Annotated in this window: 22 protein-coding genes; 20 read left to right on the top strand and 2 right to left on the bottom strand. The window is 46.8% G+C overall.

All coding sequences use genetic code 11. The annotated features are described in order from the left end of the window. Positions 1-90: 90 nt before the first annotated feature. Positions 91-999 (top strand): EamA family transporter, encoded by a 909-nt coding sequence (locus tag FHW66_RS06240; RefSeq protein WP_255458840.1) that lies wholly within the window; start codon positions 91-93, stop codon positions 997-999. A gap of 67 nt (positions 1,000-1,066) precedes the next feature. Here the strand turns inward: FHW66_RS06240 and FHW66_RS06235 are convergent, their stop codons facing one another. Then, entirely contained in the window at positions 1,067-1,792 is a 726-nt protein-coding gene (locus tag FHW66_RS06235) for an NAD(P)-dependent oxidoreductase (RefSeq protein ID WP_183378906.1), read from the bottom strand. Positions 1,793-2,103: 311 nt separating this feature from the next. Between FHW66_RS06235 and FHW66_RS06230 the strand changes: the two genes are divergently transcribed. Further along, the gene (locus tag FHW66_RS06230; protein WP_370543513.1) at positions 2,104-2,619 is read left to right on the top strand and encodes a lytic transglycosylase domain-containing protein; all 516 of its coding nucleotides are present in this window, start codon (positions 2,104-2,106) and stop codon (positions 2,617-2,619) included. A gap of 1 nt (position 2,620) precedes the next feature. On the opposite strand, the gene FHW66_RS06225 is transcribed toward FHW66_RS06230, so the two are convergent. Next, on the bottom strand, positions 2,621-3,958 hold the full coding sequence (locus tag FHW66_RS06225; RefSeq protein WP_183378904.1) for a hypothetical protein: 1,338 nt from the start codon (positions 3,956-3,958) through the stop codon (positions 2,621-2,623). A gap of 343 nt (positions 3,959-4,301) precedes the next feature. Here FHW66_RS06225 and FHW66_RS06220 point away from each other — a divergent pair, with 343 nt between their 5' ends. From FHW66_RS06220 to FHW66_RS06135, 18 genes are all read left to right on the top strand, one after another. Beyond that, entirely contained in the window at positions 4,302-4,835 is a 534-nt protein-coding gene (locus FHW66_RS06220; protein ID WP_183378903.1) for a helix-turn-helix domain-containing protein, read from the top strand. A gap of 32 nt (positions 4,836-4,867) precedes the next feature. After that, the gene (gene sctC / locus FHW66_RS06215) at positions 4,868-6,589 is read left to right on the top strand and encodes a type III secretion system outer membrane ring subunit SctC (RefSeq protein ID WP_183378902.1); all 1,722 of its coding nucleotides are present in this window, start codon (positions 4,868-4,870) and stop codon (positions 6,587-6,589) included. Next, positions 6,579-7,730 carry a type III secretion system gatekeeper subunit SctW gene (gene sctW, locus FHW66_RS06210; RefSeq protein WP_183378901.1) on the top strand — a complete coding sequence of 384 codons (1,152 nt, stop codon included), beginning with the start codon at positions 6,579-6,581 and terminating at the stop codon, positions 7,728-7,730. Before sctC ends, sctW begins: the two co-directional genes overlap by 11 nt. Positions 7,731-7,739: 9 nt before the next feature. Then, positions 7,740-9,809, top strand: a complete 2,070-nt coding sequence (locus FHW66_RS06205; RefSeq protein ID WP_183378900.1) for an EscV/YscV/HrcV family type III secretion system export apparatus protein — start codon at positions 7,740-7,742, stop codon at positions 9,807-9,809. Positions 9,810-9,835: 26 nt separating this feature from the next. After that, positions 9,836-10,243, top strand: a complete 408-nt coding sequence (locus tag FHW66_RS06200; RefSeq protein ID WP_183378899.1) for a hypothetical protein — start codon at positions 9,836-9,838, stop codon at positions 10,241-10,243. Further along, positions 10,240-11,535, top strand: a complete 1,296-nt coding sequence (gene sctN, locus FHW66_RS06195) for a type III secretion system ATPase SctN (protein ID WP_183378898.1) — start codon at positions 10,240-10,242, stop codon at positions 11,533-11,535. Before FHW66_RS06200 ends, sctN begins: the two co-directional genes overlap by 4 nt. Beyond that, positions 11,525-11,974, top strand: coding sequence for a hypothetical protein (locus FHW66_RS06190; protein WP_183378897.1), 450 nt, complete (start codon positions 11,525-11,527; stop codon positions 11,972-11,974). Before sctN ends, FHW66_RS06190 begins: the two co-directional genes overlap by 11 nt. Next, on the top strand, positions 11,962-12,942 hold the full coding sequence (locus tag FHW66_RS06185) for a hypothetical protein (RefSeq protein WP_183378896.1): 981 nt from the start codon (positions 11,962-11,964) through the stop codon (positions 12,940-12,942). Before FHW66_RS06190 ends, FHW66_RS06185 begins: the two co-directional genes overlap by 13 nt. After that, positions 12,939-13,976 (top strand): FliM/FliN family flagellar motor switch protein, encoded by a 1,038-nt coding sequence (locus FHW66_RS06180; protein WP_183378895.1) that lies wholly within the window; start codon positions 12,939-12,941, stop codon positions 13,974-13,976. Before FHW66_RS06185 ends, FHW66_RS06180 begins: the two co-directional genes overlap by 4 nt. A 1-nt stretch (position 13,977) precedes the next feature. After that, positions 13,978-14,646, top strand: a complete 669-nt coding sequence (locus tag FHW66_RS06175) for an EscR/YscR/HrcR family type III secretion system export apparatus protein (RefSeq protein ID WP_183378894.1) — start codon at positions 13,978-13,980, stop codon at positions 14,644-14,646. 4 nt (positions 14,647-14,650) lie between these two features. Further along, positions 14,651-14,905: an EscS/YscS/HrcS family type III secretion system export apparatus protein gene (locus FHW66_RS06170; protein ID WP_183378893.1), complete on the top strand. Its 255-nt coding sequence runs from the start codon at positions 14,651-14,653 to the stop codon at positions 14,903-14,905. Positions 14,906-14,933: 28 nt separating this feature from the next. After that, the gene (gene sctT / locus FHW66_RS06165) at positions 14,934-15,704 is read left to right on the top strand and encodes a type III secretion system export apparatus subunit SctT (RefSeq protein WP_183378892.1); all 771 of its coding nucleotides are present in this window, start codon (positions 14,934-14,936) and stop codon (positions 15,702-15,704) included. Positions 15,705-15,706: 2 nt separating this feature from the next. Then, positions 15,707-16,834, top strand: a complete 1,128-nt coding sequence (locus FHW66_RS06160) for an EscU/YscU/HrcU family type III secretion system export apparatus switch protein (protein WP_183378891.1) — start codon at positions 15,707-15,709, stop codon at positions 16,832-16,834. Between the two features lie 91 nt (positions 16,835-16,925). Beyond that, on the top strand, positions 16,926-17,417 hold the full coding sequence (gene sicA, locus FHW66_RS06155; RefSeq protein WP_183378890.1) for a type III secretion system translocator chaperone SicA: 492 nt from the start codon (positions 16,926-16,928) through the stop codon (positions 17,415-17,417). A 13-nt stretch (positions 17,418-17,430) separates the two neighbouring features. Continuing rightward, the gene (gene sctE / locus FHW66_RS06150) at positions 17,431-19,245 is read left to right on the top strand and encodes a type III secretion system translocon subunit SctE (RefSeq protein WP_183378889.1); all 1,815 of its coding nucleotides are present in this window, start codon (positions 17,431-17,433) and stop codon (positions 19,243-19,245) included. Continuing rightward, positions 19,242-20,429, top strand: a complete 1,188-nt coding sequence (locus FHW66_RS06145; protein WP_183378888.1) for an IpaC/SipC family type III secretion system effector — start codon at positions 19,242-19,244, stop codon at positions 20,427-20,429. The genes sctE and FHW66_RS06145 overlap by 4 nt, the downstream gene beginning before the upstream one ends. A 39-nt stretch (positions 20,430-20,468) precedes the next feature. After that, on the top strand, positions 20,469-21,644 hold the full coding sequence (locus FHW66_RS06140; protein WP_183378887.1) for an IpaD/SipD/SspD family type III secretion system needle tip protein: 1,176 nt from the start codon (positions 20,469-20,471) through the stop codon (positions 21,642-21,644). A gap of 12 nt (positions 21,645-21,656) precedes the next feature. After that, positions 21,657-23,019, top strand: a 1,363-nt coding sequence (locus tag FHW66_RS06135) for a hypothetical protein (protein ID WP_183378886.1), incomplete at its 3' end; no start/stop codon positions are given.

The raw sequence follows: 23,019 nt of genomic DNA, 5'->3' as shown, positions 1-23,019 counted from the left end.
CGATAACCTCTCCTCATCTTCAACGATTCGCTTGCCGCGTTTTGTCTTCCGGTTCAATACCGCCGGAAATCAAATAGGGCGGAATGTTCAATGACTACAACAGCGATGCGGCCTGCGCACCTTGGTTTGGCGTTAATTATCATTGCGGTGTGGGGTGTCAACTTTGCCATCATCAAAGTAGGCCTTCATGGCGTCCCTCCCTTGTTGCTGGCAGCCGTACGCTTTGTACTTGCGGCATTCCCGGCGCTTCTTTTTCTGCGGCCACCCAAGGTACCGCTGCGGCTATACATCGCCTATGGCATGACGATCTCTGTTGGCCAGTTTGCCTTTTTGTTTACCGCAATTCACGTGGGCATGCCTTCTGGTCTGGCATCACTGGTATTGCAATCCCAAGCATTATTTACCTTGTTGCTGACTGCATTTTTTCTCAAAGAGAAGTGGCATGCCAATCAACTTGTCGGTCTGTTACTGGCAGCTGGCGGCCTGATCCTGATTGGCAGTGCACATGGTGTCGCCATGCCGTTGACAGGATTTCTGCTGACTATTGCAGCAGCGGTCATGTGGGCTTGTGGCAATATCGTCAGCCGTGCGGTCGGACGATATGGCCCTATGAACCAACTGGCATTCGTTGTGTGGTCAAGCCTGGTGCCACCAATGCCACTGCTGGCATTGGCTTGGTACGTTGATGGTGGGTCAGCGATATGGCAATCGGTGCAGCATTTCAGTTTGCAATCATTGGGCGCAGTAATTTATATTGCCTGGGCATCCACTTTGTTTGGGTATGCGGCCTGGAATTTCCTGCTTTCGCGCTATCCGATCAACCGGGTCGCTCCTTTTAGTTTGCTAGTACCTCTGGTTGGGTTGACCACTGGCTGGTTGAGTTTTCACGAAGTGTTGGGGGCCGTTCAATTGGCAGGTGCAATCTTGCTGATGATTGGCTTGCTGATCAATCTATTCGGAGCGACCTTGTTAAAGTGGATCGGTTGGAGCCAATCCTGATAGTCGGATGGCACCGTGCTACCTCTTGCTGCATATGTCCGACGTTTCATGCATATACGCATGATGACTATAGCCGAAAATCAGGAGTCCATCCCAATATAGCGCGTGCTTTGTGATTGCTCACACTTGCGCTATCTTCCGTAATGTTGAAGATGCCAGACGCATCTTGTTTCAATGCCAGTATCGCTGCGTGAGCAGCGGCATCGATATGTATCGGGACACTGCCGTTCACTTTCAGATGGGCGGTGCCTGGACCGTAAAGCTGTCCATACCTGAGTAACGTGGTGACCAGACCTGGTGTTGTCAGCAAGCAGGTTTCGAGCGCAATCACGCCATCGATGCTGATCTTCCTTGCGCCTGTGGCGTGCGTATCAAGTTCTGCCTCCTCCTTGCAAGATAGTGTTGATGGCGCATATGCCCAGGCAATACTCTGTGCAATGATTCTAGGACAACTCGCAGCCAGCGCAGCATCCACCAGATTGCGGGTTCCCTCACGGCGAATTCTCGCATTTTTCACGACGGCATCGTTCATCAATGCAGGGTCCAAATTGTTCGGTAAATCCGTCAGTTGATGGATCACTACCGAAGGGGCACACCGTACAACGGCCTCAATCAGGGCATCACGGTCAAATACATTTACCAGGATCGGAGTAACTCCCTTCGACTCAAGCTCCAGTGCACGTTCTGGACTTCTTGTGGTACCACTGACAGCATAGCCTGCAGCCACCAACATTGGTCCTAGTCTGCTGCCAATCGCGCCGGCAGCACCAGCCAGAAAAACGTTTCTTTGCATTGCACTTCCTTGTGTTGAATGATGCTGACAACATAAATCGCGCAATGAAACGCGACCAGTACCAAGAATGCAGTAAACCATTAGGCCATTACAATTGCTGTCTAAGTCATCCGGTTTGCAAACATATAAATCAAACGGAGAGTTAAAAACCTGCATTTGGTACCAGACCTAGTGTTTGAGCCAATCAATTGATCGCTGTCCGGTTTTCTCAGGGAGCTGTATTCGCTACTATGTTTTCAGCTTTTAGCATGTGCGAAAAGTGGATAGCTTTAGATGAAAAGCTCAGATATCACCATTGGCTTTGCTAAACAATGACAGACATATGGAATCCGATCTCCGCGTCGAAACGACTAGTCTTACGTTACATACTATCGACAATGGTAATACTGCTTGCCATGACGAATGTACACGCCAGATGCTTTGATGAGGCAGGCAAGAAGCACGCCATTGACCCTTTGTTACTCGAAGCGATCGCGTACGTCGAGTCATCGATGAACCCGAAGGCTGTGAATGTCAACCGAAATGGAACACAAGATATTGGTCTCATGCAGATCAATAGTTCGCACCTTCAACGGCTTGAGAAGCAAGGCGTCACACGCGAATTGTTATTGAGCGATTCTTGTCTATCAGTAATGGTTGGCGCCGAAATTCTGGCCCAATTCATCGCGCGTTTTGGGTATACATGGCGTGCTGTCGGTGCATACAACGCAGGTGCTGGATTAGGCAAGCAACGTGATGAATTGCGTGATCGTTATGCCCAGAAAGTGGTCAAGCAATATCAGATCCTCAAAGCGAAGCCACTCCGATTAGCTGGTACAGGAAAGTAAGTTATCTGGATTGTAAGCGAATGCCATCGGATTCTGATTCGTGGGTGTCTATTTCAGTTATGGGTGGATTTTGAGACTCTATTGCTGAAATATTCACAATAGCCTGTTGCGCTACTGCACCTAGCCATTCCAGAAAAAACATCACAATACCGAACGCAATAATGGGCATACCTTCTGGCATATCGAAAAAGAGATGTGCGACATAATTGCCAAGCTGCAGTAGCCCGGTCGCAAAAATTCGCATCGCTGCCGTCGTCAAGAAGACATGCGGTTGTGGTATCTCTATTGAGAAATTGTTAAATTGAAGCGAGCCAGGAAACGCTGAAAATATGACGGTGGACGCTGCCGCCTCAGTGGCTTCGATCACTGCCGCCGGCGCGATTGTATGGATGGCGCTATAGGCAAGTGGACCAAGTGTCAGTGATACTGGGTCGATTTGCGTTTTAAATGCTAGTAACCATAAAGCCGCTGATACTGCATACACCACGCTCAGTGGGACGAATGCGGGCAGGTTGGGCGAGCCCGGAGATGCTTTGGCGCTGAGCGATACGCGGGGACCAAAATTACGCAGCATATTTTGAAGCGGATCGCGAACAGCGACATAAGCCAGATCAGCCATATTGTTGCGCAAGATATGCTTGGCTAGAGCCGATGACGGATTTCTCCCAACATACAAGGCTGGTGCCAACATCAGGGCACTACAAAGAACGCCGCCGACCCGTGCTGCTCGACGTGCTAATTTGCTCTCGACCGAACGAGAGGCGTTATGTATCAGCGCGTAGGTGCCTCCAGATCTGAGTATGCTAGTGCCGATGCCTAATGGCGCCGTCATGGAGCCCAAGCTTGACGGAAGGTTTTGATTTACAAGCCAGCTCGCTGTGCGTCCTGCCCCAGTGCAAAGGCCGACTCGAAGCGCTTGCGTAATTGGTGTTGAGATTGGGCAGAGACGTTTTCTTATATTACTAGACAATTTTGACCTTTCTCCTTTCGATCGGTTAGGCACGGATGAGCCCGTTGTAATACCAGACAGGTCCTTGGTTAGCTTCTCGATTTGCTCAACCTCAATTGAGACATCACTGGACTCGGCACTACTTTGATTGCTATTTGCGCTTAGCTGTGACGATATCGCCTTATTGCCCTGATGTTGACTAACTGGCGATTCGCCTATTTCACGGTCATCGGGTGTGTGGGGAACAAATCGCTGAGATGAATTCGATAAACCAGAAAATTCTTTACGCAAATTTGGAACGTCTCCAATATCCGTCGAATTGGGTTGCGGAGAATGATTGACATCCGGAATTGAAGCGACATAGCTTCCTGGACTGATGTTGTTGGGCATCGCTACTTTCTTCAAAGATAGGGACTGCATCAGAGGGTGCAGCTCTTTACCGTGCACTGGGCAGTGCTGATGGACACATTCTGCTGAGATGAGTTCGTAATATTTCTAAAAATAATATGTAAATTTATTGGATTGATGTGCTCTGCAGCCGAATGCGCAGGAGGTTATAAAAGATATTTTCAGTATCGTCTCAGGACTACGTCATTGCATTTAAGTCCAGTCCTATTTTTCAAAAATCGCACTCAGCATAAACTTTCCCTGTACTTCAACGACTGTTCTATGAACGATTTATGAGGGTGATATTTGCTCTCTCGCCGGGTAGAAAACTATGGAAAGTAAGGACGTGAAAACGTTGACCAAGCTACAGGCATTCATTGACCAAGCGATGGGAATTTCGCTTGGATCACTGGCAGTATCTCAGCGCGAGGTAAAACCCCACTTGGTCGAATCAGATCTGCCAGCATTGATTGCTGCAGCATCTCTAAGCGGTAAAGAGATGACAACCAGATTTATACGCATGGCAGTGAGCAATACACCTGAATACCGCGATATAGCGAGTTTGCTGAGACGCACCGAAGCCTATTCAATGGTTTCCTTCTTGCTGCAGGAGGGGCAGGGAGAAAAAGTAGAGGCGCTCAGTGCACGCTATGGTGTTTCAGCAGGCCACTTTCGTCGTATTTTTCGCGCGTCACTGGGTAGTAGCCCCAAGTCATCTCTGAACGACTGGCGCTTAGCGAAAGCAGTTCTTGCGTTCATAGAACGCCAACAATCAATCACCGATGTGGCAATGGCGCATGGATATGCATCGCCGTCACATTTTTCGAACGAAGTCAAAAAAACTCTAGGTCTTAGTTTGACGCATTTGTTCGATACGTAAAAATGGAAGAGGGAAAAGTGAATAGAAGGAAGATGCCAGGTATTTTTACATGGCTTATCGTATTAGCACTTTGTTCTGTGCATCAGACAAATTTAGCTCAAGAAATAACCGGCAAAGAAGTGGGTGTCGCAAAAAGTCACCTGGACAAACGAGTCACGGAAGTGTCTGGTTACGTTGCACGCCAGGAGAGTATGCGTGCGTTCTTTGGTGCTATCTCCTCGTATCTTGGAAAGCCCATTATCGTCAGCAAAACTGCTGCTGCAAGACAGATTTCAGGTGAATTCGATTTCAAAGACGGAGATATTGTCAGCAAGATCAGCCGGCAACTTGGTCTGATCAATTATTACGATGGGAATGCGATCTATATTTACGATGCCAGTGAAACGAAAAATAGCGTCATTCAACTAAAAAATATCTCACCCAAGACGCTGATTTCCTTTCTTACAAAATCCGGTCTTTCTGACCCGCGTTATCCGTTGCGCGGCGACAGTGTTGATACATTTTATTTATCCGGCCCACCGATATACGTGGATCTGGTGACACAAGCAGCATCATTGATGGACAGCCAGACTGCTGATCTTGATGATCAGCGCGTCGAGGTAATTAAGCTGCAAAACACTTTTGTGACGGATCGTGCGTACACTCGGCGTGAGGAAAATATCCTGATTCCTGGGATAGCGACGATTATTGAAAAGCTATTGGCTAGTGACCAGCGGCAGACTCTGTCTCTTCCTGTCAAAAAAGAGAGCCCACCATCATTGCTTGATTCACGGATCGAGCTTCCAGTGCTGGAGATCCCACCAGTTTTGCCAGAGACACAGCGAACAGCATCGCAATCAATAGAAACAGCCCCGAAGCTCAATATACGTGTCATTGCCTATCCTGAGACCAACAGTTTATTGGTCAAGGGAACTGTCGATCAAATTCGCTTCGTACGAAATTTGGTGGAATCGCTAGATGAGCAAAAAAGACATGTCGAACTGGCGCTATGGATCATCGACTTACAAAAAGATGACCTCGATCAATTGGGTGTCAATTGGCAAGGTTCGGTATCAATAGGAAATTTCTTTGGCGCAGGACTGAACACAGAAGCCTCCTTGAACTCGTTCAGTACACTCGAAAGTAGTCGCTTTGTTGCATCGATACTTGCACTGTCACGCGAGAACAAGGCGCAGATTGTTTCCCGACCAGTATTGCTGACGCAGGAAAATACACCCGCCATGTTTGACAATAATCGCACCTTTTATACGCCATTGATTGCAGAGCGAGCAGTCGAACTGCAGCAAGTAACCTACGGCACTCTGGTGCATGTTTTGCCACGCTTTACCAGCAAGGACGAAATTGAATTGTCGTTGAACATCGAGGATGGTAGTGAAATTGCTAGTGAGCTCGAAAATAAGACTAATACCTTGCCTACAGTTGGTAGAACAAAAATTAGTACTGTGGCACGCGTACCGAAAGGCAAGAGTCTGTTGGTGGGGGGGTATACCCGCGGTGAGAGTGGCCAAAACACAGGGAAAATTCCACTATTGGGGGATTTACCTTATATCGGCGGAGCCTTCCGTTACAACAAAGAGATTAACAAAAACACTGTTCGTCTATTTTTGATTCAGCCACGTGAGATCACCGAAAGCCTCGATATCGATACCAGGAGCGTGCAGGAAGAAGTGTCATTCGAAGCGTTGATCAAAAAGCTGGATAAGACACGAGAGACTGCGGCTATCAATAGCGAGAGTCACTACCATGGTAGCTAGTATTCACGGTGGTGGCAGTGCCATGATCATGGCCGCCAGACTTCAGGCAGAAACGCGTCAGAAAGAATCGGTCAAGGCGGCTAGTGACAGCATCTCGTCACAGCCACTCTCTGATGCAAGTGATGACGCAACACCCGCAGCATTACAACAAAAGATCGTCGAAATGGCAGACGATATGGCGAGCGTTGCATCCCAGTTTCGCAATCGTCGTGAGCTCGAAAAAAAGACAAGTTCAGCGACCGAGAATTTCGATCACGTCCTTGAGCAAGATGCCGTTCCAAAGTCGCAAAAGCTTCTCGAAATTACAAAAGTGGCTCAGCTTTCAATCGACAACCTTTTGGCGCAGGCGCGCAGCCTGTTTTCGGATGAAAGTGACCTTTTTCTCGTGCTCAGGGAATTACTCAAGCGCAAGCAGGTATCACAGACTCAGCGCCGTCATTTGGAAGCATTGCTGGAGAAAGTGACGCAAGAAGCCGATCCCAAAATGCTGAAAGCTGGAATTCATTGTGCACTCAAAGCACGACTGTTCGGTGCGCGTTTGGGCCTGGAAGCAAAATTTTTGCGCCAGACCTATCGACGTTATCTCGAAAGCGGGCGCAGTCCGATTGCCGACTATGAAGGCTGGATCTCCAGCTATGGTTATCAATCGCGTCACTTCATTGTCGATTTCATTGAGGAAAGTCTGGGAATCGATATTCGCTCCGAAGATCCAAGTTGTGATCATCTGGAGTTCAGTTATCTACTGGCCCACATGAAGAAGGTACATATCTTGAGGACCGCAGATCGTGAATTTGTAGGCGCGCTTTTGAACAGAAGGCTGGTCCCAGCTTACAAGGAAGAGGAGGCCGATTGGCTGCTCCTATTTTTTGGGTTGACTAGTAGAAGTATCGCCGCAGGTCAGTTACTTCGCGAAATGCTTGGTGCTTCCCTGCTGGCCACGCATAGCCAGCGATCCGCCTGGATCAACGCTGTTCGCAGTGCATATAAGCGCTTGCCAATCAAGCTTCTGATGGATTTTCCTGAGCCGCTCGACGACGAAGAAATCGATCAGGTAATTGAGGAGACGATCGTAGCGATGGACAAGCTGATTGATCAAAGTTATGCAGCGGAGATGCTCGAAATACGCCGCTTTTCGGAATAAGTTAATGCCATGATTCAAAAAATACTAAACAACGTCGGCGCACGCCCTGAACTATTTATTGTTGTGCTGATGGTGATGATCATCGCGATGTTGATCGTGCCATTGCCGACGATAATGGTCGACTTTCTGATTGCATTGAATATTGTGATTGCGATTCTGCTGTTCATGGGATCGTTTTATGTCGACAAGATTTTGAATTTCTCGACATTTCCCACGATTTTGCTGATCACTACCTTGTTCCGGCTTGCGCTATCGATCAGCACCAGCCGCCTCATTCTTACGCAGGCAGATGCCGGAGAAATTATTGCGACCTTTGGCGAATATGTCATCGGCGACACACTGATCGTCGGCTTTGTCATTTTTTCAATTGTCACCATCGTTCAATTCATCGTGATCACTAAAGGATCGGAGAGAGTTGCAGAGGTAGCGGCTCGTTTCTCGCTGGATGGTATGCCCGGTAAGCAAATGAGTATTGATGGCGACCTGAAAGCTGGCGTTATTGATGCAGAGGGAGCGAAAGAGCGCCGTAACGTGCTTGAACGCGAGAGCCAGTTATATGGTGCTTTCGATGGCGCAATGAAATTCATCAAAGGTGATGCTATTGCCGGGATCATCATTATTCTCGTCAACCTCGTCGGTGGAATTGCGGTAGGGGTAACACGGCACAACATGGATATGTCGACCGCCTTGTCGACTTACACCATGCTTACCATTGGCGACGGACTGGTGGCTCAGATTCCGGCACTACTCATTTCCATCAGCGCCGGCTTCATCGTGACACGGATTAATGGCGATAGTGCCAATCTCGGTCGCAATATCATGGGGCAACTACTTGGCATGCCTTTTGCCGTTGGTATTACGGCTCTCTTGGCATTGATGGTGGCATTTCTCCCAGGATTTCCAGCAATAACTTTTATCCTATTAGCCGTTGTTCTGGGGGCATTTCTCTACATCACCCATCGACGCAAACGGCGCGTTGAAAAGGCCGATAGCCACAGCGATGATGCTCCCAAGAACACATCGATTAATAACGCCGCAGAGAATTCACATCGGATGGGTTTGATTGCGGATCTGGACAAAGTGGCAATTGAAGCGGTGGCATTCATTTTGATGATTCCCCAAGCCCAGGAAGGTGCCTTCGTTGAGGAGCAATTGATACAACGTATTCGTAGCCAATTTTTTATTGATTATGGCGTGCGACTAAGCGAAATCGTATTACGCGGTACCAAGCAGCAGCCTGACAATGCGGTTGTCCTTCTCATTAACGAAATTCGTACAGAGTCAATGTATGTGCGATTTGAAAAACTACGCGTTGTTAATTTCTCCACTGAGGTGGAACGTCTTGGTATCGATGTCGAGATACTCAATGACTCGTCACAACAGAATTCCTACTGGGTAGAGTCGTCCCAACGTGCCACGTTGGAGAATCTCGGATTTCAATTGCGTACTGCGCCAGAAGAGCTGTATCAGTGCTTTGTCGCATTGGTCGTGAAGCATGTGCCAGAATTTTTTGGTATTCAAGAAACGAAAAAAATGCTCGACAAGATGGAGGCAAGTTCCCCTGATCTTCTTAAAGAGGTGCTGCGTAACGTGACTGTACAGAAGATCGCAGAAGTCTTGCAGCGTCTTTTATCAGAGCGCATTTCAATCCGCAACTTTAAGTTGATTCTTGAAACGCTGGCGCAATGGGGAGGAAGAGAAAAAGACGTGATTGCGTTGGTCGAGCACGTACGTGGTGCGATGGCTCGCTATATTTCTCACAAGTTTGCAATCGGCAATAGCTTGCGCGTGGTGATGTTGTCGGCAGAGACCGAGGAACAGGTCAGAAAAGGAATTCGCCAAAATTCAGCGGGGGCCTTTCTCAACATCGAACCTGCAGTATCTGATGAGATCGTCGATAAATTCGCGCTCTTTTTTCAAAGTTTTCCAGTCGCTCAAAAAGATCTGATTGTTCTAACTACGGTCGACGTACGCCGTTTTGTGAAGAAATTACTGGAAACAAAATTTAAGGATCTGGATGTTATGTCGTTCGGCGAGGTTGCCAATGATGTCGATGTCAATGTCCTGAAAGTTATCTAATTTCACTGAAAGTTCAAGGAGAAATCATGAATAACCAAACACTTGCAGAACTTGTAAAAGATGCCTTACTGGAGACGGGCTGTGACCCTTCGCTGATTCAGAAACTGGATCAGCATGCGACAGTACAGATTGAGCTCAACGACAGTCCTTCTCTTTATATTGGAAAGACCGATGAAAGAGTGGTTATCTGGAGTGACTTATGTGACTTTCATGAAAGCATCGTCCGTCACTCGTCAGAGCCTTTGTTACAAGAAATTATGCTCGGCTTCCCTTATGGGCTGAATCAACAAATTGTATTGCGTGAGAGCGAAGGCCGATTGCAGCTGTATAGCAATATTTCAGAAGAGTTCCTAGAGAATGCTCAGCGCATGTCAGAGGCAATCAATGCTTTCTTTGAGCGCCAGACGCGATTCCTGGAAATTATCCGTCAATGAAGTCTTTGTCTTTACTCAAAGCGGCTGTACATCCGCATCATCTTTCGGGGCCGATTATCGAGGCGCCATTGACGGATGTTGCTATCGGCGAAATTTGCGAGATCCGGAGACATTGGCGTGATGCCGAAATAAGTGCTCGCGCTCAGGTGGTTGGTTTTCGGCGAGACATGGCAGTGTTGAGCCTGCTCGGTAATCCCAAAGGATTGTCACGGGAGTCTGTGCTGATGCCTACCGGCGGTGCGCAGACCGTATTGCTTGATGGAAGTGTCCTTGGGGCGGTGCTTGATTCCGATGGCAACCATGTTGACAGGATGGGAATTCAGCAAAACTCTTTCTATCCTCCTCAAGTATGTGCACTGGATGCTGCGCCACCATCATTTCAGCAGCGCGTACCGATCACCGAGGTGTTCAGTAGCGGTATTCGTGTAATTGATGCGCTGACTACATGTGGTATCGGGCAACGCATGGGTATTTTTTCTCCTGCCGGAACCGGTAAAACCACATTGGTCAACATGTTGATGGAGAGATCGTCTGCAGATGTCTATGTCGTCGGTTTGATTGGCGAGCGTGGCCGTGAGGTTACGGAATTTGTGGATGCGATGAAGCGCTCTGAACAACGAAGCCGGACCGTTGTCGTGTACGCGACCTCTGATGCCTCCTCAATCGACCGCTGCAATGCAGCTTTGCTGGCAACGACGGTGGCGGAATATTTTCGTGATCAGGGACAGCGCGTGGTGCTGATCCAGGACTCTCTGACTCGTTATACGCGTGCGCTACGCGACGTCGCGCTTGCGGCAGGAGAAGCACCGGTTCGACGGGGCTATCCAGCCTCGGTATTTGAAGCACTGCCGCGCTTGCTGGAAAGACCTGGTGCAACGCATATCGGCAGTATCACTGCATTCTATACGGTGCTATTGGAAAGTGATGAAGAAACTGATCCGATGGCGGAAGAAATTCGCTCCATTTTGGATGGGCATATTTATCTCAGCCGCAAGTTGGCATTACGGAATCAATATCCGGCAATCGACGTGTTGAAGAGTCTGAGCCGTGTCGTCGGGCATGTCTGTAGTCGCGAGCACATCAATGCAGCGGCTGCGATTCGACAGAAATTCAGCAGATTGGATGAACTGCAGTTAATGCTCGATTTGGGGGAGTACAGACCTGGTGAAAATCCAGAAAATGACTACCTGCTGCAGAAAAAAGATGATCTCGCGGCATGGTTGAAACAGGATATTGACGGTGAATTCATAGCTGACACCTTATTAGATGAATTGAGGGAGCATGCTGCATAACTATCGCAAGCTTTTACAGCACAGTACGCAACGGGCAGCTATTGGTAAGTCACGTCTCGTTCAGGTATCGACCAATCTTGATCTCGAGAAAGAAAAGCTGACCAAGCTGGAAAATGCCATCTCACTCCAACAGCAGCTGGAGCAAGTCGAAGAATTCGCAGGTGATGCGTTAAATCGTCAACAACTATTCGATCTACTTCGGAAAACGGCGGTAGCGCAACGACGGACCCAGTTACTAAAAATTGAACTACATCGGCAGGAAGAAACAACGAACGAATGCAGTCTCCAGGTAGTGGAACATCAAGAAATCTACCGGAAGCTGGAGAAGCGCCGCGAACGTTATCGCTTATTGCATGAGAAAGAGCGTGCGTGGTTACGACTGCGTCAGATGAATACTGAAGAAATTGAAATTGAGGAATATTTGTCATGGTCAATGTGAGTGGTGCATCCTTCGCACAAAGCAACATCAGTTCCCTATTAGTAGCAGATGAATTAAAACTCATTCCTACGGACAAGAAGGTCGGGGAGCGTATCCTGGAATCTGAGAAGGACGAAAAAAAAGACGACGGGCGGGAACAAATCTTGGTCGTCTTGCAGCAATTGCGACCAGATGAGGCTGAGCTGCAATCTCATGCAGCCATTGCAACAGCAAATATTTCGACACCTCCAGGAAGACCTGATGGCGTCTTGGGCGTTGATGGTTCGGTATTAAATTCGGCGATGGCGCTCAAGATATCCTCGAACTCGCCAAAGGCGAGAGATGCACATGCGCTACGAACACATCCGATTGCGTTAGGTCTGGAATCAGAGCGTATGAAATTATCTGGCGTCGATCCAGTCGGCACTACCAAGAACAAAATGGATATCTCTGGAGGCGCTGAAGCGAAGTCCAGGGAGCAGTCTCTGATACAAGACATCGTCATGACCGAGTCTGCCCGTTCCGAGCCATTGGGTCTTAAGGACAAACCATTGGGTCACTCGGTAGGCCGCGAAATGACATCCGAAGAATTGCATCAAGGACAGTTAGCTGGCTTGAACACCGGTGGCAGACCTGAGATGAGCTCTGCGATGCTGAAATCAGAGAGCGTAATGATGCAACCAACGATCCCGCAATCGTCAAAGGCAATGGCAATGGCATCCGATGCTAAAGCGGACGGAACTTTGTTATACAAATTTCGTTCCTGGGGGAGTGAGCATGCCGTGCGAATAGTTCCGCCAGCGGTAATGGCTACTGACGGCGCATCCGCATTACTTCAACCCAGCAGCCAATTGGTCGAGCAGCGCTTAAATGCCTACGGAGGGATAACTGATAGCGGTGATAGGTGGCAACTACGGGAACATCGTGATGCTACGGACGAACACAAAGAGCAGCGCTCGCAACGTGAGCGGGAAGAGGATGATGCATGAAATATGGGGTGTTAAGGCAGCTACATGGTACAGAGCGCGAAGCAAGAACTGCGCTTGCACTATGGCCACTACGCGATGCTTCTTTGGGTAAGTTACTTTCATATTTGCCATTCCCAGAAACGGGATCAATTGTCGCCATTTCTGCCTATCGAGATAAAGTTTGCTGGCGCGGATTTTTAGATCTGGATGAGTGGGTTTCACTAAGTGTTCCCAATTTATATACGCTTTCAGGCATCACCGAGATGTCTCTGCCAGCGGAAAGTAATCGTTATTCGGAACAGGTGAAGACACTGTTTGAGGCGTCTTTAAATCCAATTGAGATCCCTATTCCTGAACTGTTCTATGAAGTAATTCAGATACGCTCGGAAGTTGAGTTGCCTCCTAAAGGAAGCCATTTACTGTCGGTTGCTACCCCTCAGGGAAGAGTCTGGTTAGAAGATTTTCCTCGCATAGAAACACCTATGCTTCCAGTATCAGGAAATTTTTCAAAATCAATGGAAGCACTGCCAATCAACATCGAATGGCGTCTTGGGTACAGTCTTTTAAACCGGGCGCCTTTGACGCAAGTTCGCCGCGGGGACGTAATGCTGATTAGTCGAGAAACTTTCGATATTGGCTCTGGGGATACGGTAATTGGAAAATTTTCTATCGATGAAAACGGAGAGGTATTTGTGCAAGTAATAAATCCTGAAGACAAGATGAAGCGACAAGATATGAATGAATTCGTAGAGAAGAGCCACACGGCATCTTCGGCAGTAGAAACTTCATCAGAAGAAGCGCTGGAAGTGGGCACAGCGATTGCTGATATCCCGCTGCGGGTTGACTTCATTCTGCAGCGTAGTGTGATGACCGTGGCGCAAATGGATGCACTCTATCGCGGGCAGATATTTACTTTTGATCAGGATGCCGAGGCACAGGTGGAGCTTGTCGTCAATGGTCGACGGATCGGTCAAGGCGAGTTGGTTGAGTTGAACGGTCGTCTCGGAGTCGAACTACACGAAATCTTGGTAGGTCGGTATTCCAAAGAGAAATAACGTGACTAATGATATCTCTCTCATCGGTGTTCTCGCACTAGCAACTTTACTGCCATTCTTGATCGCGGCGGGCACGTGTTATCTCAAATTCTCGATTGTATTTATCATGGTTCGCAATTCGATGGGGCTGCAGCAGGTGCCATCCAATCTCGTGCTCAATGCTGTTGCCTTAATGATGGCAGCGTTCGTCATGATGCCAGTGGTTAAGCAGGTAACCGATTATCAACGCGAAAACAAGGTCAACTTTGCAAGTCTTCCTTCTGTCATGTCATTTGTCGATAACGGTATGGATGCATATCGCGGTTATTTACAGAAGTATAGCGATCCTGAATTAACGCAATTTTTTGAGAAAATTCAAAGCGCACGGCTAGAGAAGGAAAATGAAGTGCGGGTTGAAGATATCGATCGGCCATCGATTTTTGCTTTGCTACCAGCATACGCATTAAGCGAAATCAAGAGTGCATTCAAAATTGCCTTCTATCTCTATTTACCATTCGTTGTCATTGATCTGGTGATCTCCAGTATTTTACTTGCATTGGGCATGATGATGATGAGTCCCGTCGTTATCTCGGTGCCTATCAAACTGATCTTGTTTGTTGCACTGGACGGTTGGTCATTACTTAGCCAAGGGTTGATTCTGCAATATATCGATCTTGGTAGCGGAGGCTAGAGCCATGGGAGATATCGTTTACGCAGGCAATAAGGCTTTGTACCTGATTCTGATACTTGTCCTGTGGCCTGTAGCAGTTGCTACGTTAGTTGGTTTGTTGGTCGGTTTGGTTCAGACAATAACGCAGTTGCAGGAGCAGACTTTGCCATTTGGTATCAAATTGGTCGCCGTCAGCTTGTGTCTTTTTCTTTTGTCTGGTTGGTACGGCGAAGTCCTGCTCAACTTCGGCCACGAGGTCATGCGGCTGGCGTTACGATGAATGATATTTACTTTGTAAGTGTCAGTGTATGAATACAGCACTCGTTTTTGATGTTAATACATGGTTTCTGGGCGCGAGCCTCGGCTTTGCCAGATTAGCACCGATCTTTTTTTTTCTGCCATTTTTTAAATCAAGTGTGCTCAGTGGTATTTCACGTACCGCAGTCATCATGGTTGTCGCACTGGGTTTCTGGCCCATGCCACTCGAGACCTTGGCGCATATTGAGCTGTCTGTATATTTGCCAGCGATTGCTCAGGAGCTCTTGGTCGGCCTGATTCTAGGTATGCTACTGGGCTGGCCTTTCTGGGTTTTTCACGCGGTTGGCAACTTTATCGACAATCAGCGCGGCGCGACACTAAGCAGCACGATTGATCCGGCTAATGGCGTAGACACCTCCGAATTATCGGAATTTCTTAATTTTTTTTCAGGAGTCGTCTACTTGCAGACAGGTGGCCTGATGCTGTTTGCTGAGACAGTCAATCAAAGCTACCGTCTTTGTGATCCCTTGCAGGGCTGCACTTTCTCAACCGAGCCGGTATTGCAGTTACTGAATAGTTTGATGACCAACATGATCGTACTTGCCAGTCCGGTAATCGTGATCTTGCTACTGTTTGAATTTGTCCTGGGTTTATTGTCGCATTTTACGCCACAGCTCAACGCCTTTTCAATCTCGCTCACAGTGAAAAGTGTGGTCGCGCTGGTTGTTTTGCTTGTCTATTTTGCGCCCATTCTCCCCGACGAAATTATCCGTTTCGGGACAATGGCAGAACATTTCTCCCTTTGGATTGAAAGGCCCTAAATATGTCTGCCAGAAAAGGAGAAAAACCCACTCGTAAGAAGTTGCGAGATGCAGCGAAGAAGGGACAGACATTCAAAGCCCGAGATCTGGTAGCGGCTTGTCTTAGTCTTTGTGGCGTCCTGTTTATTGTCTGGTTTGGATCATTTGATGAAATAGGTTCCAGCATAGTCGCCGTAATCAAGAGTGGGTTCACACTCAATATGCATGAATATGTCATCACTGTTTTTTTGCTCGGTTTCAAGAGTCTCGCGCCTATTATTGTCATAAGCATTATTGCAACTGCTCTTCCATCGGTACTTCAGAGTGGTTTTAATGTGGCACCTGAGGCATTGAAATTAAATTTTGGTGCTATCAGTCCGAGTAAAGGATTGAAAAGGATATTTAATTTGCGGACGGTAAAAGACTTTGTCAAAGCAATCCTTTATTTATTTTGCTTCGGTATCGCCTTGGTTGTTTTTTGGTCATCGAGTCGTGATTTGATATTTGCACAATTGCACTCCTCAATTCCTGGATTAATCACAATTTGGTCGAAGTTGTTTCTGCGCTTGTTTCTTATTTGTCTTGCTTGTGTCATTTGCGTACTCATACTAGATGCGTTGGTTGAGCTATTCCTTTATTTGAAGGATCTGCGCATGGACAAGAATGAGGTTAAACGTGAGCATAAGGAGCTTGAGGGGGACCCGTTGCTCAAGACTGAGCGTAAGCGAATGTACATGGAGTTGCTAACAGAGCAGGAAAAACACGACATCGAAAATTCACGGGTTGTGGTTGCTAATCCAACACACGTTGCTATCGCTATTTACTTCAAACCCGAACTGACACCAATACCTTATATCACCATACGCGAGCAAAACCAACGCGCTTTGGCGGTACGCCGCTATGCGGAAAAAATCGGTATCCCAGTGGTGGTCGATGTTGCTCTGGCCAGGCGCTTATTTCGTACACACAAGCGCTACGACATGGTCAGCATGGACGAGATTCACGCGGTGGTAAGAATTCTGTTGTGGCTACAACAGGTGGAAATTGCTAGCGGGGTGCCCATTGAAGCTGATCCTCCGGTAGCAGATGCTGGTGCTGAGGCAACGCCAGATGGACCCGAAAAGACAGCAGATGACAATTCAAGCAAATAAAGTAGCTAAATTATGCGCGCTTTTTTAACGCTTTTGCCTGCTTATTCCGAGATACTGACGCTATCAATTGATGGCATGAAAGGAGTTTTATATGAGTCATCAATCTGATGAAAAAATGGAAAATGATATTGAATTAATCATTGATGCAGTTAATAAAGGAGTCACTCTTCGAGAAATTCACGGAATATCCGAAGAGCAAATGCAAGGCCTGTACGGACTTGCTTATGATTTTTATAACAAGGGGAAATTAGAAGAGGCGGAAAAATTTTTTCGATTTCTTTGTATTTATGATTTTTATAATATCGATTTTCTTTTGGGTCTTGCGGCAGTCTATCAACTGAGTGGAATGTATCAAAAAGCCAGTGATCTATATGCGGTTGCGTTTGCGCAGGCTGATTCTGATTATCGCCCCATGCTATATGCGGGGCAGTGTCAATTGGCGATGGGGAAGTCTGGCAAGGCGCGTCAATGCTTCAAGGCAGTGGTCGAGTACGCAAGCGATGAGGCTATTGTCGTTAAGGCGCTGGCATATTTAGAGGCACTGAAGAAAGAAAGTGCTTCAAATCATAAACGGAATAAGTAATCGGAGAGCAGTAATGAACATGGCAAGCAATGGTATTTGGCATACTCAAAATACCTTTTTATCCGATATCGCGACGGTAAAGAGTGCAGAGCGTCTCACTATAATGCCTAATGATCGTCTTGAGAAGGCACATTTGGCAGCAAAGGAGTTGCACAATTTGGTTTTGGAGCTCAAGTCAGGTGATCGGCAAGGAAGGAATTCCGATTCGATCGATACCGATCCATTTCGACCGCAATTGACTGCGCCAAAAAACGAAGTGTCCGACGCGGAAGCAGCGAATGCAGCGAGCTACAAAGCGAACATTTTGCTGGCCGAAATGGTTGAAACCTTGGAGCGAGGTGATGTCAATAAATTTGCATCGAACGCACACACTGCAATGATAAAAAAAGAACTGCAAAACGCCAGCCTGGTAAAAATTGCAAGTGACTACAAGCTTGCCGTCGATGCAATGCCGGAGGACCTGGCGGAGCTGGAAACGCTGGCGGCTGAGCTGTCTGGTGTTATCGAAAAAATCACGTCGGCAGAGAGCAAGCTTGCCGCCCTGCGTTTGATGCTAAAAGATTTGGACCCGGATAGCCCAGATTTTACGCAATTAAATGAGGCTTGTGAGTCGCTTGGTGAGGAACTCAAGTTGATGAGCCTGGTGCGCAGTGATTTGAGTCATAAGGCCGATAGTGTCGAAAAAAAGTTAATTGGTCTGCAAAAAGTGGCGGATGAGTTATTGACTAGGTCAGTGTTGGAAGAGGTGCGTCTGGACAAGTTGGACTTACAGAAAGACGTCAGCAATATTGCACGACTGATGGCATTAATGATGAAGCTCGGTGAGTTGATTCTCACAACTGGAGAGCGACGAAGCGAAACCCAGCGCGAATTACTAAAAATTCAGGAAGAGAATCGCATCAAGCAAATGGTTATTGAGGCTAAAAAAGCTGATGACGAACTGGCTAAAGCCGAGTCCTTGAATAAAGCCGCGGGATGCGTAGGCAAAATTCTTGGTGCCTCACTGATGGCTATTGCAGCGGTTGGTGCAGTGTTCACAGGCGGCGCAAGCCTGGTATTGGCAGGTGTAGGGTTAGCTTTGCTGCTGGCCGATGAGATTTACCGCGGAGTGACAGGCGACTCATTCATGGACAAGCTGATGCAGCCTATCGTTGCTGCATTACAGCCAATCATGCAGTTCGTGATCGATAAATTGGTCAATGTGCTAAAAGAAATGGGCGTCAGCGAGCAGACCGCACGAATGGCTGCGATGATTGCCGTCTCAATCGCGATCGCTGTCGCTGTTGTTCTAGTCATGGTGACGGGAGCAGGAAGTGCGCTGGCTAGCGCAGCTTCCAATGTGATGAGCAAGGTGGCGACCGTTATGTCGAAGGTACTTGAAAAGACAATCGGCAAACTCATCCCTGAAATCGTTAAAAAATCAGTGATGAAGACGACACAACAAATTTCCAGCTCTTCGACGAAAATGTTTGATGCCGTATCTCAGCGCCTTGGCTTGTCGACTGATCCTGCGAGCAAGCAGATTTATGCACATCAATTGGGGCGCGTCGGTGCCAGTTTGAACGTTGCGCGTGCCACCACCGAGGGCGGGCTGGATATCAGCATGCAGCTTGCCAATATCGAGGTTGCCAAGGCGGTGGCAAATATGAAGTTTTCCATGGCTGAATTGGATTTAATCAGTGACATGTTTGCACAGTTGATTGATATGCTGCAAGCATCGCTAACGACCGCAAATGAATTTTTTAGTGAGACCAGCAAGGCCATTGAGCAATATTGTGGGGCGGGAACTGCCGTCGCCAGATCCATTCGTGGCATGCGCGCTGCTTGATTTTACGCACTTTAGAAAAGGAATTTAATTTTATGAATACTGCTGTATCGAATCTCCCTGCAAATGCTTACGTATCACCTCTTTTTTCTGAATCTCAGCGCTCAATTGGTAAAGAAAATGTACCGGATCAACCAGTATCAGAACTAATTGATTTATTGACATTAAAAAATAAAATTGATTTATTGATATTAAAAAATAATGGTGAATTTGATCCTGTCGTCGTGCGGAACGTATTGCGAAGTCATCTTCAGGCTATGACACCTGATGGGCGTAATCAACTGATTACTTGCCTGGAAAAATTGGCGGAGGATGACGTTGGCGAAGAAGTGAAGGATTTACTTGAAAGTAAGTTGCCAGCTGTGAAAGAAGAGGCCGAAAATGGGTGGGGTATTGATCACTTGGTGGAATTGCTGTTTTTACTTTACATTGTGTTGGGAAAGGCAAATACCGAACGGAGGAATAGTGCAGCGAGCCTTGCTGAAGTCTCGACGCTGCAAGCCAAGGCCTCCGGGGAAAATGGAATTAATGGTGCGTTTGCCAATCTTACTGGATCAGTCGTTGGCGCAGGGCTGGCTGTTGGCGTGGCGGGAGGAGGTTTTGCGAAATACTCAAAGGGCACTAATGGTCAAATCAAAAATATTCAGACCAATGTGCGGGATGTCGATCGCAATCGTCAAATGAACGCTGACCTGAATAACGCCCTACGTCGACCGGTGGAGCCATTGTCGGGCAATAGTCCGCAGGAACGTTTAAAGACTCTTGATACCGCTAATGGTAAGGTCTCGATTGCACCAAATCAGCCTAATCTCACCAGCGAAGAGCAGCATACTTTACAGCAGCTAGCAAATCGCAATGAAGTGACTGCTGCGGCCCAGGATGCGTCTCGCAGGGAAAATGAATTTGTGTTCTCACGGGATCAGGCTGCTGGGCAAACCACCATGGCAATTGCTCAACATATGGCCCCGATTGGGCAGACAGGATTTGGTATTCAGGCTGCTTCCGCCAATGCGCAAGCCAAGGTCAACGACGCTGAGGCGGCTGTAGCATCGACAGCACAGCATAGCGATGAACAGGCAGTTCAACGTTTAGTAGATCTTCTTACGAAGATATTTATGTTGATTACCTCTGTTTCTGATTCAAACAATCAGGTAAGTAGTGAAATCGTGAGGTCAATCAGAGGCTAATCTCAGTCGCTCTACAGCAGACAACAGCACAAGTGCAAAATGTTGTGGAGCGCCTTCTCAACTGCCGGAGAATGTATCTCTCGGTTATTCCTGTTTTTTCATTGTTTTGCCAAAATCGGCCCTATCTCGATGCTTTCAATACATCCAAATTATACTTTTGAGAAATTTTATTTTCCGACGCAAGAGCTTGCCACAGACCGAAAGACTTCTGAGTCGCTGAATGAAACTAACTCCGAAACAGATGAGTTGCAAAAAAAGCTAAAGAAGCTTCAGTCTGTTGGAAGCAAGGTGAAGTCGCTTTCTGAAGAAATGCGTGATATTTATGTCCGCACCAATGAAAAGGCAATAATACCACTGGATAAAGTGATCGGACTAAGAAAAGCTAATTCTGAGAAAGAAGCTAATCTTAAGGAAAGCCTACAGGAAATCAATGACTTCTTGAGTTCTGAGAACGCGAGATTGGCAGTGATTAAATCGGAAGATGGTTTTTCTCAAACCGAAGTTATTGACGAACTGAGTCCCATCATCGCTCAGTTTGCCGAGCAGAAATTGTCACCAGAACTGGCGCAATTGGTGGGAGAAAGCAAAAGTCAAAATCTTGGTGAAGTCTGGCAAGAACTGGCTAGCTCGATTACTGACAAGAATGAAAATCTGGAGGATTATGCCAAGGCGCTAGAAAAATATACTGCGTTATATCAGAAGCTGACCAACATAATGACCGACTTGGCAAATTGGGTCTCGGCTGATGGCGAAAATCGTATGAAGGTCGAGTGGGGCAGCTTGAGTAAAGCGTTGGTGGAGATATTGAATACTCCAAAAAATGAGATGGCGATTGCAGGTTCTGCTCCAAGTGGAGGGCTGAGCAAGAGTGACGCGATGGATATCTGCCAGAAGTTGGGGCTAGATTCTGCAAATTGCTTACATGAAAATACCTTGAGTAGTGGAGGCGATGGCAGTTTTTGCGTGATACCTGATCTGAGTCAGATCATGAGCATGCAAAAGGGTATGCTTGAGAAAAATAATAGTATGTCGATTACCGAATATAACGTATGGAAAGCAGGTTTTGATTCGCAATTCAGTCGTGTTGAAGATGCCTTGCAGGCTCGTGGTCAGAAATATACTAATGCCTATACTCGCTTTGATACTTACACCAAAATGATGAGTTCTATTATTCAGACGATGCATGACATGCTGAAGAACTTTCTAAATTTTTAAGATTTTAAAAAAATGCCAGTAAAAAATAATTATCATCTCCCTTTTTTGGGGGGGGTGAACGTAGAAGTAACATCAAATAACGTAAAATCTGGTACTACTGTATTAAGCGGAGAGATAACCCGTGTAGCTAGTTCGGGGCAAGAAATTACCCCTGAGGTAAGTGCTTTTTTTAATGCAAAATCTTCTCCTGATATTGATCCTAAAAAAGTATGCTCTGAGATTAAGAAAAGCGCTGAGAAGAATGTCTCAGAACTTATTGAATCTGTTGTTGAAAAAAATTCTAATGAACAGCTAGAATCCGTTAACCAAAATTTAATGGAGCCATATGAAAAACGCGCAATCGAAAATTTGTTAGTATCGGGTTCTAAATCTGATGCGGATATATTAAGACGTAAGTTCGAGACAGCTAATCATGCTGCTCAGATCGGAGTAATTAATTTAGCGATGCTTATTGAGGCATTGAAAGCAACTGATTGTACTGCGGAATCAATTCAAAAGTTGGAAGAAAATTTAATTGGATTGATTAAGAACGATAAACTGGACAATCAATCAGGATTTGTAGCTTTTCATCCAGGAAATTTGTATGAAAAGGTAAATTTACTCAGAGATGATATCGAAAAAGAAACCAAAAAGTTTTGCAAGTCAGGTGTTTACGAATTTATGTTGGATAAAGAAGTTATTCCGGCCATACATAATTATATTAACCGGAAACTCACGGTGCAGAATCCCGAGACGATAAAATTGATTGATTTTAGGGGGTTGATGTCGAGCGGTGGAGCTGAGATGGTAAAGCATCTTGTAGACACGGTGCTACCAAAGAGTTTAAATCGCTTTGAAAAGAACGTCGTTGAACTACGTCTCGCCCTGCATGAGGCTGAGATGCTTCGTCGGCTTATTAAAAACGATACTAAGCCTTTGTCCGAACCAATGCCAGCATCGGCATCGAGCAAAGGGCAGGCGAAAGATCCAAAAAACAGTGTGATCAATGTCAACGTTATTAATAATAATAATGGTTTCCCGGAAGCCTGCGCAGGAAGCAACAAAAGTGATTCGATTCACGTGAATCGAGATGTGACCTACTCTGGAGCGACCGGTGAAACTAATGTGCCAGTATCGCAAAGTCCAATAAAAGAAAATCAAAATGGTTCATGCTTTAGTGATCAGACTCAGCAGCGTGACATGGGTGAAATAGACGACGGACTGAGCCGGCTCCCGCAAGTTATCATGCCCAACTCGACTAGGTTGTTTGAACCTATTGGCCCCTTTCGCATGGAGGGTCAAAAGGCATTTCCTTCTCAGTTTCCCTATACTCCTACAAAGGAAGATCTAACAGAACCTTTAACCGTACGACGTACGAGCGTATCACTTCAAACTG

The sequence above is a fragment of the Herbaspirillum sp. Sphag64 genome (assembly GCF_014192645.1).
In the GTDB taxonomy this organism is placed as follows: Bacteria; Pseudomonadota; Gammaproteobacteria; order Burkholderiales; family Burkholderiaceae_D; genus Herbaspirillum.
Note: the sequence above shows the minus strand (reverse complement) of the source record. Positions and strands in the feature narration are given on the sequence as shown.